This window comes from Chitinophaga rhizosphaerae (assembly GCF_003958645.1).
Taxonomy (GTDB): Bacteria; Bacteroidota; Bacteroidia; order Chitinophagales; family Chitinophagaceae; genus Chitinophaga; species Chitinophaga rhizosphaerae.
Genome location: NZ_RXLO01000002.1, coordinates 554844 through 568100 on the forward strand (window position 1 = coordinate 554844; position 13257 = coordinate 568100).

The 13257-nt window shown below is 56.5% G+C and carries 11 protein-coding genes and 1 riboswitch; of the genes, 9 read left to right on the top strand and 2 right to left on the bottom strand.

The window, feature by feature from the left end:
• The first annotated feature begins 695 nt into the window (after positions 1 to 695).
• The 4 genes from EJ361_RS05940 to EJ361_RS05955 all read left to right on the top strand — a co-directional run bounded on the left by EJ361_RS05940 (position 696) and on the right by EJ361_RS05955 (position 4595).
• Positions 696 to 2516, top strand: a complete 1821-nt coding sequence (locus tag EJ361_RS05940) for a sensor histidine kinase (RefSeq protein ID WP_126244434.1) — start codon at positions 696 to 698, stop codon at positions 2514 to 2516.
• Positions 2503 to 3159 carry a response regulator gene (locus EJ361_RS05945; RefSeq protein ID WP_126244435.1) on the top strand — a complete coding sequence of 219 codons (657 nt, stop codon included), beginning with the start codon at positions 2503 to 2505 and terminating at the stop codon, positions 3157 to 3159. Before EJ361_RS05940 ends, EJ361_RS05945 begins: the two co-directional genes overlap by 14 nt.
• Before the next feature lie 57 nt (positions 3160 to 3216).
• Entirely contained in the window at positions 3217 to 3924 is a 708-nt protein-coding gene (locus tag EJ361_RS05950) for an MIP family channel protein (RefSeq protein WP_126244436.1), read from the top strand.
• 98 nt (positions 3925 to 4022) lie between these two features.
• Positions 4023 to 4595 (top strand): cupin domain-containing protein, encoded by a 573-nt coding sequence (locus tag EJ361_RS05955; protein ID WP_126244437.1) that lies wholly within the window; start codon positions 4023 to 4025, stop codon positions 4593 to 4595.
• Between the two features lie 139 nt (positions 4596 to 4734).
• Here EJ361_RS05955 and metE read toward each other — a convergent pair whose 3' ends face one another.
• Positions 4735 to 7035 carry a 5-methyltetrahydropteroyltriglutamate--homocysteine S-methyltransferase gene (gene metE / locus EJ361_RS05960; RefSeq protein ID WP_126244438.1) on the bottom strand — a complete coding sequence of 767 codons (2301 nt, stop codon included), beginning with the start codon at positions 7033 to 7035 and terminating at the stop codon, positions 4735 to 4737.
• A 140-nt stretch (positions 7036 to 7175) separates the two neighbouring features.
• Positions 7176 to 7371: riboswitch (cobalamin riboswitch) on the bottom strand.
• Positions 7372 to 7673: 302 nt separating this feature from the next.
• Here metE and EJ361_RS05965 point away from each other — a divergent pair.
• The 5 genes from EJ361_RS05965 to EJ361_RS05985 all read left to right on the top strand — a co-directional run bounded on the left by EJ361_RS05965 (position 7674) and on the right by EJ361_RS05985 (position 10975).
• On the top strand, positions 7674 to 8039 hold the full coding sequence (locus tag EJ361_RS05965) for a response regulator transcription factor (protein WP_126244439.1): 366 nt from the start codon (positions 7674 to 7676) through the stop codon (positions 8037 to 8039).
• 172 nt (positions 8040 to 8211) lie between these two features.
• On the top strand, positions 8212 to 8430 hold the full coding sequence (locus EJ361_RS05970; protein WP_126244440.1) for a hypothetical protein: 219 nt from the start codon (positions 8212 to 8214) through the stop codon (positions 8428 to 8430).
• A 43-nt stretch (positions 8431 to 8473) separates the two neighbouring features.
• The gene (locus EJ361_RS05975; protein ID WP_126244441.1) at positions 8474 to 9736 is read left to right on the top strand and encodes a Y-family DNA polymerase; all 1263 of its coding nucleotides are present in this window, start codon (positions 8474 to 8476) and stop codon (positions 9734 to 9736) included.
• On the top strand, positions 9736 to 10221 hold the full coding sequence (locus EJ361_RS05980; protein ID WP_126244442.1) for a hypothetical protein: 486 nt from the start codon (positions 9736 to 9738) through the stop codon (positions 10219 to 10221). Before EJ361_RS05975 ends, EJ361_RS05980 begins: the two co-directional genes overlap by 1 nt.
• Before the next feature lie 4 nt (positions 10222 to 10225).
• Positions 10226 to 10975, top strand: coding sequence for an SOS response-associated peptidase (locus tag EJ361_RS05985; RefSeq protein WP_126244443.1), 750 nt, complete (start codon positions 10226 to 10228; stop codon positions 10973 to 10975).
• A gap of 14 nt (positions 10976 to 10989) precedes the next feature.
• Here EJ361_RS05985 and EJ361_RS05990 read toward each other — a convergent pair whose 3' ends face one another.
• On the bottom strand, positions 10990 to 12981 hold the full coding sequence (locus EJ361_RS05990; RefSeq protein ID WP_164714104.1) for an ATP-binding protein: 1992 nt from the start codon (positions 12979 to 12981) through the stop codon (positions 10990 to 10992).
• Positions 12982 to 13257 lie beyond the last annotated feature (276 nt).

The window sequence follows — 13257 nt, forward strand, 5'->3', positions numbered from 1 at the left end:
GGCCTGTCAGCAAATCCTTTTCATACACTTCCTGGTTGTCTTCTTTATTGAAATGATAGGTAGGCTTGAAGGAAAGGGCTTTCTGGATTTTCATTCCCAATACTGAATCACCATAACCTGCAGATCGCAAACCGGGGTATGTTCCGTAATATTTATTCATCCGCGGGCTTTTGTATTCCAACCCGTTGGCCCTGCAAAAAGCATCGAGATGGATATGCTGGATAAAATTATTGCTGGTTTGGCCGTATAGCCGTAAAAGTGTGATCATATACAATTGCAGTAATTGAATGGGTAACTATTTCATCAAAAATAATATTTGTTTCCTGCAATTATAACAAGCCAACAGAAGTCCGATCATTGCCCATTAATTAGCTCCCCCTCGGCTCCGTCCTTTTTAACCGATCGGAAGAATATTACAATCAATATGATTCCTGCGGAGGGTGGTACCCTTCGCAACAGTATGCCAGCCAGCGGTCGTGCCGCCAGATTTCCCGCCACCCTGCCCGGAAATTTCCCTGCAGCTTCGTCTGCCCCGATGATATCCAGCATCGCGCTGAAAGTTTATCTAGCTCTTTACAACTGATTTTCAACACTTTAAATCTATTTTCATTTCCTTCCCGCGCGGCTTACCTTTGCACCTTATGGGTAACAATACCTATAGCCCCTGTACACACCAATCGTAATTTTGCCACAACATGTTGCGCAGCTTATTTTTCCTCCTGCCGGGATTGCTTTTTTTCCACCCCGTTTTTCCGGACGCCCCGCGCCCGGGAATCCCGCCGCAAAAGATCGCGTATCCTTTGCTGCTGGAAGATCCCGGGAAACAGCTCACGATCAGCGACGTAGTGGCGCGCAGCGGGGATTTCAAGCGATCTGCGGATGCGGTAGCCGTTCCCGGCGCCACTTCCTCGGCATGGTGGGTGAAGTTCGATGTAGAAAACCCGGTGGATGAAACGCTGTATCTCTCCATCGCTTCGGCGGGGCTGCAGGAGATCGATCTCTATCATGAAACCATTCCCGGGCAATTCAGCAACGTCCGCTACCGTTCGGGCGCTGCGGGAGACGGGCGTATCATCCAATCCAACATGCCCCTGTTGCCGATGCACGCGCCGCCGGCAAAGCGCACCACCTATTATCTCCGGGTAACCGGCAACGCCGTGATGCGCCTGCGCATGGAAGTGGCGGCCATCGAATATCACCTCGAAACACAGCACGAAGACGATTTCATCCACGGTATTTTCTACGGCATCCTGTTGGCGCTGATGATCTACAACCTCTTCGCCTTCATCACCCTCCGCGATATTTCCTACCTGCTATACGTATTGTACATCCTCTTTTCCGGCCTGTCCACCCTCGTCCTCAACAACTACATTGCCGTCTTCTTTCCCAGCGCACGCTGGCTCAACGAAATGACGACCGTGCTGCCCGGCGGGATGCTGTTCGGCGTGTTGTTCACCAACACTTTCTTACGGGTGAAAGAACACGCGCCGCTGGTGCACAAACTGCGCGTTCCGCTAACCGTGTTCCTCATCGCCATCCCGGTGATGGCCCTTTTCGTTCCCTGGCCGGTGATGTACATCGTTTTGGAGGCCGCGATTTACGTCACCTTCGCATATTGGCTCGCGGCGGGCATTTCAGTGTATGTGAAAGGGTTCCCGCCGGCCGTGTATTTCCTGGCGGGATTCGGATTGCTCATCGTATTCGGCGTGGTATATAACCTGCGGGACAACGGATTGCTGCCCGATAACGCATTCACGCGGCATGCGGCGCAATTGGGCACGGCGCTGGAAGCGATCATCCTTTCGTGGGCGCTCACCAGCAAGCTGAATTTCTACAAACGCGCGAAAGAAGCCCTCCAGCTCCAGGCGATGGAACAAAGCAGCGCGTTCTCCAAAGAAATGATCCGCATGCAGGAACACGAACGCAAGCGTATCGCGTCGGAGCTGCACGACAGTGTGGGCCAGCAGCTCATCCTCATCAAAAACCGGCTGCTCCTCCTGCGCAACAAAACCGAAAACGACGCGCAGTCCATTTCCGGGGACATCGCCGGGAACGTGGCGGATACCATCCAGGAAATCCGGAATATTTCCTACTCCCTGCGGCCTTACCAGATGGAAATGATGGGCCTTACCCAAAGCATCCAGAGCCTGGCGGAAGAAACCGGCGACGGCGCCAACATCTTGATGGACGCAGGGATCGACAATATCGACCATCTTTTTTCCCCCGAAAACGAAATCAATATCTACCGCATCGTGCAGGAATTGCTGAACAACATGGTGAAGCATTCCGGCGCCACACGCTGCACCCTGCGCGTGCACCGGGCCATTTGGCTGATAAAGATCGTGGTGACGGACGATGGGGTCGGTTTCGGGAACGCGAACGAAAACGGCTTCGGCCTGCTGAGCATCCGTGAGCGCGTGCAGATCATGGGCGGCCAGTTCATCATTCACCCCGGCGAGGGCAAGGGCGCGGCGCTCTCCGTCAACATTCCCATTTCGTATCATGAAAACACTTGATATCCTTATTGCCGACGACCATCCGATTTTCCTCAAAGGCCTTCGGGAAGTGATCGAATCCGGCGGCGATTTCCGCGTCATTTACCAGGCCGCCAACGGCCGCGATGCGGCAGAAGGCATCCGGTCCAAACGGCCAGACGTTGCCATTCTCGACATCGACATGCCGGAGCTGAACGGGCTCCAGGTGGCAGAGGAGGCCTTGCTTCACCAGCCGGAGCTGCCTATCGTGCTGCTGACCATGCACAAAGTGAAAGACGCTTTCATGAAAGCCCTGGAGATCGGCATCATGGGGTATGTGCTGAAAGAAAATGCGGTGGTGGATGTTATCCACGCCATCCATTCGGTAGCGGCGGGGAACGCGTACATCAGTCCGGAGATGTCTACCTTCCTGCTGCGGCAAAAGCACAAATCGCCTACCGGCGCGGTGGAAATGATGGCCATGCTTACGCCTTCGGAGTTCCGGATCATCCACCTGGTGGCGGCTTACAAGTCGAGCCGGGAGATCGCCGAAGAGCTGGGCATCAGCGAAAAAACGGTGAGCAACCACAGGATGAACATTACACGGAAGTTATCGCTTTCCGGGAAAAACAGCTTGTTGCGGTTCGCCATCGAGGCTACGGGCGTGCGCAAATCCCCGTTTTAGAGGCAGAACAATATCGGGGGTTGGTTTGTATTAATGGTAACCAAAATTCAAACCCACATGGAAATCAAGTCTTCCACCAAGTATTTTGCGGAAATGATCGGCACGTTCGCCCTGGTATTTTTTGGGTGCGGCGCGGCCGTGGTATCGGGGGTGAGCGCCTCCGGGCCTGCGGGTATCGGGTTGCTGGGGATCGCTTTCGCTTTCGGGCTGGCGGTGCTCGTGATGTGTTACGCGATCGGGGGCATCTCGGGCTGCCATATCAATCCCGCCATTACCATCGCCATGCTGACCGCCGGCAAGATCAAGGCGGCCGACGCGCTGGGGTACATCATCGCCCAATGCATCGGCGCAGTGATCGCCGCATGGGTGTTGTGGACCATCCAGAAAGGGCTTCCAGGCTGGCAACTCGGCGAATGGGCCCTGGGCTCCAACGGCTGGGGCGAAGGGTACGGCGCAGGATATAACACCGCCTCGGCGTTCGTAGCCGAAGCAGTGCTCACCTTCCTGTTCCTGTTCGTGATCTTCGGCGCTACCGGCAAATGGGGCAACGGCACCACCGCCGGCGTCGCCATCGGTCTTACCCTCACCTGCATCCACCTTTTCTGCATTCCCATCACGGGCACTTCCGTTAACCCCGCCCGCAGCCTCGGCCCCGCCATCTTCGCCGGCGGCAACGCCCTTTCGCAGCTCTGGCTCTTCATCGCAGCCCCCATCGTTGGCGGCATCGCCGCGGCGCTCGTTTGGCGCGCGATGGACAAATCCTAAGCATCATTACCCATATAATTAAGTATTACTACCGGTGCGGCAAGGTTCTTGCCGCACTTATTTTTGCTGCCGTACAAAGACCTCAAAACCGCGCGATCATGGTACGGCAGGGATCCGTTATTTACAACCCTTACAACCAGGAGCAGTTCACTTTTCTCCAAACACACGCCAGCACCGGCGGCGCTTACCTCCAGATCGCCGCTGTGGTAGGCCCCGGCGGTGAAACGGCTTGCGGCGCCCATCGCCACCGCCACCCGCTGCAGGAAGAAAAGTTCATCGTTCATTCCGGCAGCCTGTGGATGGAAGCCGGCAACACGTCGCGGTTGTACCACGCGGGCGACCAGGTAGTGATACCCCCCGGCACCGCGCATGCATGGCGCAACGGCAGTCTTACGGAGCCACTGCATTTCACTTACGAGATCGCACCCGCCATGCAGTGGGAAAGTATTCTCGAAACATTATGGTCGTTATCACAGAAAGGCGCTTTCAACCGCAGGGGCATCCCCTGCTTCCTGCAACTGGCGGCTACCTTGCACCGGTATCCGGACCATTGCTACATGGCCGGCGTTCCGGTAACGCTGCAGAAATGGGCGTTCCGCCTGTTGGCAGTATTGGCGAAATGGCTGGGGTACCGGCCATTCCACAAGTATCGCGGAGTGGGAGGATTATGATGCAACCTGTTTTCAGTCGCACGATAAGTTTATTAAAGACGCTTCTATGAAGAGATGGTATGGCTGGAACGTGATCCGGTCTTATCAATGAAGCCGAAACAAGGCCGCGCTGTTTCCAGCGCGGCTCTTTTTATCATCGTCAAATCGCTTCCTTCACACCGGCCCTCACCGCTTTCGCAGCTTCGACCATATTGCGGAGCGCGGCTTCCGTTTCGGGCCACCTCCGGGTTTTCAGGCCACAGTCCGGGTTCACCCAGATGTTGCGTGCCGGCAGATATTCGGCGGCCTTGCGCAGGAGAAATTCCATTTCGGCTACAGACGGCACCCGCGGCGAATGGATGTCGTACACACCGGGCCCGATCTCGTTCGGATATTTGAAATCCGCGAAAGCCTCCAGCAATTCCATTTGCGACCGCGACGTTTCGATCGTGATCACATCTGCGTCCATCTCCGCGATGTGGCGGATGATGTCGTTGAAATCGCTGTAGCACATGTGCGTGTGGATCTGTGTTCCGTCCTGCACGCCCGATGCGGAGACGCGGAAGGCGCGCACGGCCCAGTCGAGATACCGTTCCCGGTCGGCCTTGCGGATGGGCAACCCTTCCCGGATGGCGGGCTCGTCGATCTGGATGATGCCGATCCCCGCCTGCTCCAGCGCCACCACTTCATCGCGGATCGCCAGGGCGATTTGTGCCGTGGTTTCGGAGCGGGGTTGATCGTCGCGGACGAACGACCATTGCAAAATGGTTACCGGCCCGGTCAGCATGCCTTTCATCGGCTGCGCGGTACACGATTGCGCGAACACCGACCAGCGAACGGTCATATCCTGCTCCCGGCTCACGTCACCGAAAATGACCGGCGGTTTTACGCAACGGCTGCCGTAGCTCTGTACCCAGCCGTGTTGCGTGAACGCGAATCCTTCGAGCTTTTCCCCGAAATATTCCACCATGTCGTTCCGTTCGAATTCGCCGTGTACCAGCACATCCAGCCCGATATCTTCCTGCAGCCGGATCGTTTCCCGGGTAGCGGATTCCAGCGATTCGTCGTATTGTGATTGTGTAAGATCGCCTTTCCTGAAAGCCGCCCTCAGCGCACGGATGTCCGCCGTTTGCGGGAACGAACCGATCGTGGTGGTGGGGTACATCGGCAGCCGGAACCTTTGCTGCTGCAATGTTTGACGATGCCCGAAACCGGACGACCGTTGCGCATCGCGCTCCGAAATGGCGGCCACGCGTGCTTTCACGGCGGGTTTGTGGATGCGGGTGGATGCGCTCCTCGCAGCGATCGCCGCTTCGTTGGCCGACAGCAGGGCATCTTCGCCGTGGAATATCCTGTCCAGCTCCCCCACTTCCTGCAGCTTCTGTTTGGCGAACGCCATCCAGGAGCGCAGCTCTTCATCCAGCTGCGTTTCCAACTCCAGGTCGGCCGGCGTGTGCAGCAGGGAGCACGACGGCGCTATCATCACCCGGTCTTCCCCCAATTGGCCGACTGCCTTTTGAATGAACGGCAGCGAGCGGCGGTAATCGTTTTTCCAGATGTTCCTTCCATCGATCAAACCCAGCGACAACGACATTTTCGGCGATAGCAGGGGCAGGAGTTGTTCCAATTGCCCGGGGTCGCGCACCAGGTCGATGTGCAGGCAGCACACGGGCAGCGAAGCGGCCAGTTCCGCATTGTCGCGGAGCCCTTCGAAATAGGTCGTCACCATGGTACGGACGCCTTTGCAATGTTTCGCTATCTCCGTGTAGGCGTAACGGTAAGCATCCGCCGCGCCTTCGGGGAGGTCGGTGGCGAGGAAGGGCTCGTCGAGCTGCACCCATGCAGCACCGCGGTCGCGCAGGCGTTGCAGCGCTTCGATGTAAACGGGGAGCAGCCGGGGCAGCAGGCTGAGGCGGTGGAACCCGGGTTCTTTTTCCTTGCCGAGCAGCAGGTAAGACACGGGGCCGATCAGCACGGGTTTCGGCGTGGCGGTCAGCTGGTGCTTCGCAGCGTCGAAGGCGTTGAACACTTTGTTGGAGAAGAGCCGGAACGACTGGTCTTTGCGGAATTCCGGCACAATGTAATGATAGTTCGTGTCGAACCACTTGGTCATTTCCATGGCGGTGAGATCGAGGCCGTGGTCCTGGCATCCGCGTGCCATGGCGAATGCGAGGTCGGTTTCGGTGTTCTGCGGCACGTCTGTGACCACGGGCGCGTACCGGTCGGGGATGGCGCCGACGAGGAGCGACATGTCGAGCACATGATCATAGTAACTGAAATCGTTGCAGGGGATGAGGTCCATCCCTGCGGCTTGTTGCAGGCGCCATTGTTCTTCCTGGAGGCGTTGTGCGGTGACGGTCAGTTCCTGGCGGCCGATGCGGCCTTGCCAGTAAGCTTCGCAAGCTTTCTTGAGCTGGCGTTGGGCTCCCATGCGCGGGTAGCCGAGGGTGTGTTTCAGCATAGCAAAAACGTTTTTAAGACATTAATGTGGATTAATGCTCCTTACGGTTTTCGTACGCTTTCAGGAAATGTGAGTAGGCATGGAACGGCGGGGCATATGTTGCCCATGACGGTCCCGACCATTGCTTCAAATCGCGAAAGCAAGATCTTTCATAGCGGGCAAGTATCCTGGCTTGTAACATTACCGCCGTTCTTCTCATCCTGTTCAGGTCAGGACAATGAACGCCTTGGGCGGTAACTCTGGCAGTTACTTACAGTTGCGCGACAGCCCGTGATTTGCACACGGTTCCTTTTTAAATCCGGCTTTCGCCGGCTACCACGCTATGGAAAATATGAATTGGGTAAAGAACTCGGGCCCAAAGATAGGAATGTCCGCATTCAAAACCTATCCGGCAGGCTTGTTAATGCGCATTAACCAATGAAAACTTTGGCACAGTATATGCAAAGTTGGGTCTGACCGGCTTATACCTAGTAGATTGAATATTATCGGAAAGCCATATAAAAGATTCAGACGTATACCTGTATACTCGCCTCTATTTTTATTGAAACTTCCATTTTAGCAGCATATAATAAAACGTACCGCGTGCGCGGCAGGCCGTCGTATGCCTGTGCTGCAATGGATTCAACAGTGACCCGTATATGAAAAGGATATTGGTAATTGAAGACGATTTATTAATGATCCATGTCGTAGAGCTGATCATTAAGAAGGAAGGACACCTTGCAGATCTGGCATACAACGGAAAAGAAGCGGCCATGTTATTGGGTTCGTATGATTACGACCTGGTGATCGCCGATCTGAAGTTGCCTTTCCCCGATTTAGATGAACTTTCAGCGCAATTGCGTGCCCAGCGAGGGCGGCGCGGTTTGCCTGTTATCATGATACTGCCCGCCTCTTTCGTTATGGACAGTATTTCTTCCTGGTTCGGCATGGAAGCGGAAGAAATCATAATAAGGCCTTTCAGTCCACTCGAGTTGACCACAAAAATCCAGGCGTTACTGAACTGATGCGCCTCTTCTTTCCTCACCCGGCACTCCGGTCACGGCTCCCCCCAGCAGGTGACCGGCGCCGGTCAGGAAATCCCCCCACTTCATCTGCATACACCAATAACAGATTTACCAGGAACCCCGTGCCGCCCGGCATAAGGTATTTATACCCGGAATGGCGGATATTTGCCCCATGGAAATTTTTACCATTTCGGTGGACGGGCGCCGCTTTGAAGTGAAGCCTTTCGTGAAAGGCTACGGCATGGCGTTTCATGTGGATACGGGCGACGGGCTGGTGATCTTTGAGCTGGACGAGGAAGACGGCCTCCGCGCCATCTCCCAGGGCCCTACCCCGCCGGATTCCGCGCTGGTAGGCCGCATCGCCGATGCGATCGTGGCGCACTTCGGATAATTGGCCAATATTTTTAGCTATATTTGCTAATAAAATTAGCATTATGATCGCCCTGGTTGACTGCAACAATTTTTACGTAAGCTGCGAAAGGCTCTTCCACCCGGCCGTCCTTCACAGGCCGGTGGTGGTGCTCAGCAATAACGACGGCTGCGTGATTTCCCGCTCCGAAGAAGCCAAAGCCCTCGGCATCCGCATGGGCGCGCCGGCATTCTTCATGGAGGCGCTGCTGGAACGGCACCAGGTCGCGGTCTTTTCCTCGAACTACACCTTGTACGGCAGCCTCTCGCAGCGCGTAATGCAGGTGCTGGCGGGCTTCGTGGCGGAGATGGAGGTCTACAGTATCGACGAAGCCTTCCTCGACGTCACCGGCCATGCTTCCCCCGCCACACTGGCCGCGGCCATCCGCACAGGGGTACTGCACCACGTCGGGATGCCCGTTTCCGTTGGCGTGGCGCCCACCAAAACCCTCGCCAAGATGGCCAACCGGACCGTCAAAAAATCCAGATTACCCGAAGGCTTCCTTGTGCTCGACACCCCCGAAAAAACCACGGCCGTCCTCGCCGCCACGCAAGTGGAAGACATCTGGGGCATCGGGGCGCAATATGCCGCCATGCTCCACCAGAAAGGGTTCCACACAGCGCTCGACCTCTCCCGCGTGCCCGATGATTTTGCGCGGCGGGAACTGACCGTCCTGGGCCTGCGGCTGGTTCATGAGCTCCGCGGCATTCCGAACATCGGGCTGGAGGAGTCGGCGCCGGCGAAAAAAGCGGTTTGCGTGGCGCGCTCGTTCGGTCAGCTGCTCACCGAAAAGGACGATATCCGCGAAGCCCTCGGCAACTACGCCGCCGTAGCTGCGCAGAAACTGCGGGCACAGGGCTCGCGGGCCAGCATCATACAGGTGTTTGTTCAAACGAATAATTTCCGCGGGCAAGACGCGCAATACCACCGCTCCGTGAACCTCCGCCTGCCAGTGCCCGCCAGCAGCACGCGGGAGCTCATCCGCCAGGCGCTCCTGGGGCTCGACCGCATCTTCAAGCCCGGATATAATTACAAGAAAACCGGCATCATCGCGATGGACCTTGTGCCCGATTCGCAGGTGCAGGAAAACATCTTCGAAGCCACCGACCACGAAAAGGAACGCAAGCTCATGCAGGCGCTCGACGGGATCACGCGGCACTTCGCCGGCAAACCGGTGCTGCGTTTCGCGGTGCAGGGAGGAGACAGGAAATGGGCGCTGCGGCAGGAGCGGCTTTCGCCATGCTACACTACGCGCCTGGAGGAAATCATCAAAGCAAAAGCGGAATAATGCACAACCCGCTCGCCATATTACGGCCCGCCGTGCTGGAAGGGCTCCTGGCAGCGGGGCACCGATGGTTCGTACGCCAGCAATATCCCCGCGGCATGCACCCTTCGCTGAAGGCAGCATTCCTCATTTCGGCCTACAGGAATATCGGAGAGGCGCGGGCGCATTTCGAAGCCATCGCCGACGATCCGCAGCGGCGCGTATATGATGGGAACGACGCGGCCGACCGGGAACGCCTTTTCGCAGCCGCCGCACAACCCGACGGATACGCCATCTACGTGGGCCTGCTCGCCAAACGCAAATGGAGCCCCGATCCCGCAACAGGAGCGGCTATCAAACAGTACGTCCGCGCACATACCAACTGGAAGCCCGATCGGAAGGAAAACCTCCACGTATCGCTGTTCATCCAGTTTGGCGAACTTTTCCTTACTTTGAAAACGAAACAGGAAGAAATCAAAATACCCTTCTCCGACATCGAAAAAACCTGATCCCATGTGTTACGACCTTTCCTTCTCCGCCAGCATCGCCTCCGTGTTCGACTATCTGCCCGAACTCAAAGATATGGGCCAGCTGGACCTTCACTTCGAGCCCACTTTCCACAAAGTGGCGCAAGCGTACCCCAAATGGCCGGTGGTAATGCAGGATAATGGAGAATTCAAGCTCAAAAGGTTCGAATGGGGCGTGATCCCCAACTACATGAAAACACCGGAAGAAGTGAAGAAGGGAAGGAAATGGATGGTAAACGCCCGTTCCGAAAAAGTGCTCGACACCAAGGCCTACTGGAACCGCATCCGCAAAAACCGCTGCCTGGTCCCCGCCACCGGCTTCTTCGAACACCGCGAAGTGCCCGGGTGGAAAAATAAGATCCCCTATTACATCCACGTCAAAGACCGCGACATCTTCTTCATCGCCGGCCTCTACGCCTGGTCGCACTTCCCCGATCCCGAAACCGGCGAAATCCCCGGCACCTTCACGCTCATCACCCGCGAAGCCAACGATGTCATGAAACGCATCCACAACGGCGGCGACAACGCCGGCCGCATGCCGCTCATCCTCCCCCGCGAACTGGAAAAGGAATGGCTGCGCCCCGACCTGACGGATGAAGGCATCAAATCCATCCTGTCATACTCCATCCCCTCCGACGAGCTGGCGTACTGGACCGTGAACTCCGTCCGCAAAGCGAAGCCCGACGACGAGTCCGTGATCGCCGAAACCACCTGGGCCGATCTGCCCGCTTTGTAATTTTCATTGGGAAACTAGCTCGCCCGGATGACGCGCAACGGGAAGGGCGCCTGCTGCCGCGCCTGGCGGATGTATTGGTCGATGACGTTATACAGCCGGTCGAATTCGATGGGCTTGATGAGATACTCGTTCACGCCCGCGGCTTTGGCCTCGTTCTGCTGTTCACGGAATGCATCGGCCGAAATGGCGATGACGGGAATATGTTTCAGGTCAGGATCTTTCCGGATCTGTACGATCACTTCGCGGCCGCTCATGCGCGGCATATGCATGTCGAGGATAATGATGTCAGGATGCACGGCGCGTGCGAGGCGAAGCCCGTCTTCCCCATTTCCTGCGATGTGCAGGTTGATGCCCACATGCGAGAAAAAGCGCTCCATGATGAGCTGGTTGATCTCACTGTCTTCCATGAGCAACACGCGTGTTTCCGAGGGGAACGACTGGTATTCCGCCTGCGTTTCCAGCGGACCGGCCGCTACTTCCATTCCGGCCATGGCGTCTTCTTCCACGAGCGGCAGGGTAACGGTGAACGCGGTGCCCATGCCCGGCGTGCTGCGAACGGAGATGGTGCCGCCCATCATTTCCACGATGCGCCGGGTGATGGTGAGGCCCAGGCCGGTGCCGCCGTAAGTTTCATGGATGGTAGCATCCGCCTGTTCGAACGGCTGGAAGATGATGCGCTGCTTGTCTTCCGGGATGCCGATCCCTTCGTCAGACACGCGAATGCACCAGTGCGCCGGTTCCCGGCGGAAGACGTGCAGCGTTACCTTTTTATTTTCAGGGGAGAATTTGATGGCGTTGCCGAGGAGGTTATTGGCGATTTGGGTGAGGTGGATGCGATCTCCGCGAACGATGCCGGGCAGGCGATTGTCGATCTGCAACTGGATGGCCACGCCTTTGACCTGCGCCGCATTCTGATAAATGGTCGAAATGCCGCGGAGCCATTCGCGAAGGTCGAATGGTTCGGGCTGCACCTGGTCGATCTTTCCGGCTTCGATGCGGGCGAGCTCGAGTACGTTGTTGACGATTTCGAGCAGGCTATGGCCGCTGGTACTGATGCTTTCGATGTAGGCCAGCACGCGCTGCGGGATGCGGTTGCGGTTGTCGGCTTCGTTGAGGAGGAGGTACGTCATCCCGATGACCGCGTTGAGCGGGTTGCGGATTTCGTGGCTGATTTCCCGGAGGAAAGCGGATTTGGCGGTATTGGCTTTTTCCGCGGCGTCGCGGGCTTTGGTGAGCTCTTCCCGCGCTTCTTCCAGCAGTTTCAGTTGCGCGGTAAGCATTTTATCCTGTTCGCGGAGCTGGCGGTTGCTGCGCTTGAGGTGCTGGATAGCGTCATCCATGGCGATGTTACTGGCCAGGAGGTCTTTGGTACGGTCGCTCACCTCCTGTTCGAGATGTTCGTTGTACGCCGACAGTTTCACGTTCGCCGCTTTCAGTTCGGCTTCCTTGTCGTTCACCAGTTTATTCTTCTCCAGCAGCGTTTCGTTGCGTTTGTGCAGGCGTTTCACGAGGCCGGAGATATTGATCTGGTAGAAACTGATCACCATATAATTGAGCGCCAGCACTACCGACATGATCATCCACCGGAAAATATACAGTTCGTCCCGCGTCATGGCCATGGGTGTCACCAGCTGGAAATAATAATTGGTTTCGAGGAGGATGAGGCAGGTGGCGATGAGGCAGAGGCAGTACCAGCGCAGTTCTTTTTCGTTCGGGGTGCAGATGAGCAGGGGCACCCCGATGAGGAAAAGCCCCAGGAAATGTACCTGCGTGCTTTCGCCGAAAGTGGCGCCATAATACAGCATCACCAGGCAAAACACGAGCATGAGGGTGAATTTGGCCGTAGCGTACCGGCCGACGCGATTGAAAGCGAGTACAGACAAGAAACCGCCTACGAAGCCGAGCGCGGTGTAGAAAATGGACCAGTCGCCCGAAATCCATGCGAGGCTCACGCCACAGCAGGTGCAAAGCAGGGCGGTGATAAAGCTGAATGAGTTTACCACCATCAAACGCTTTACATCACCCTCCCTGTGGTCGGGTTGAAGGCCAACACGTTTAATTTTATTGAACCACTCCATTAACATTCAAAAAACGCTCTTCTATAATTTACGGAATATTCCCGACAGGCCGGGGATAAATCTTCTACGGCTCAGCCCCTATCTGCGCACGGTCAACAGCAACAAGCGATTAACAAATCGCGGTCCGGCAAAAAATTAGCCCGATAAACATCGGGCCAGGGCTGATAACTCTCCAAAATTTATATTGAACTTACTTGTATCGGC

Coding starts and splice junctions, on each gene's coding strand:
- EJ361_RS05940 (WP_126244434.1), top strand. CDS start 696: ATGTTGCGCAGCTTATTTTTCCTCCTGCCGGGATTGCTTTTTTTCCAC.
- EJ361_RS05945 (WP_126244435.1), top strand. CDS start 2,503: ATGAAAACACTTGATATCCTTATTGCCGACGACCATCCGATTTTCCTC.
- EJ361_RS05950 (WP_126244436.1), top strand. CDS start 3,217: ATGGAAATCAAGTCTTCCACCAAGTATTTTGCGGAAATGATCGGCACG.
- EJ361_RS05955 (WP_126244437.1), top strand. CDS start 4,023: ATGGTACGGCAGGGATCCGTTATTTACAACCCTTACAACCAGGAGCAG.
- metE (WP_126244438.1), bottom strand. CDS start 7,035: ATGCTGAAACACACCCTCGGCTACCCGCGCATGGGAGCCCAACGCCAG.
- EJ361_RS05965 (WP_126244439.1), top strand. CDS start 7,674: ATGAAAAGGATATTGGTAATTGAAGACGATTTATTAATGATCCATGTC.
- EJ361_RS05970 (WP_126244440.1), top strand. CDS start 8,212: ATGGAAATTTTTACCATTTCGGTGGACGGGCGCCGCTTTGAAGTGAAG.
- EJ361_RS05975 (WP_126244441.1), top strand. CDS start 8,474: ATGATCGCCCTGGTTGACTGCAACAATTTTTACGTAAGCTGCGAAAGG.
- EJ361_RS05980 (WP_126244442.1), top strand. CDS start 9,736: ATGCACAACCCGCTCGCCATATTACGGCCCGCCGTGCTGGAAGGGCTC.
- EJ361_RS05985 (WP_126244443.1), top strand. CDS start 10,226: ATGTGTTACGACCTTTCCTTCTCCGCCAGCATCGCCTCCGTGTTCGAC.
- EJ361_RS05990 (WP_164714104.1), bottom strand. CDS start 12,981: ATGGTGGTAAACTCATTCAGCTTTATCACCGCCCTGCTTTGCACCTGC.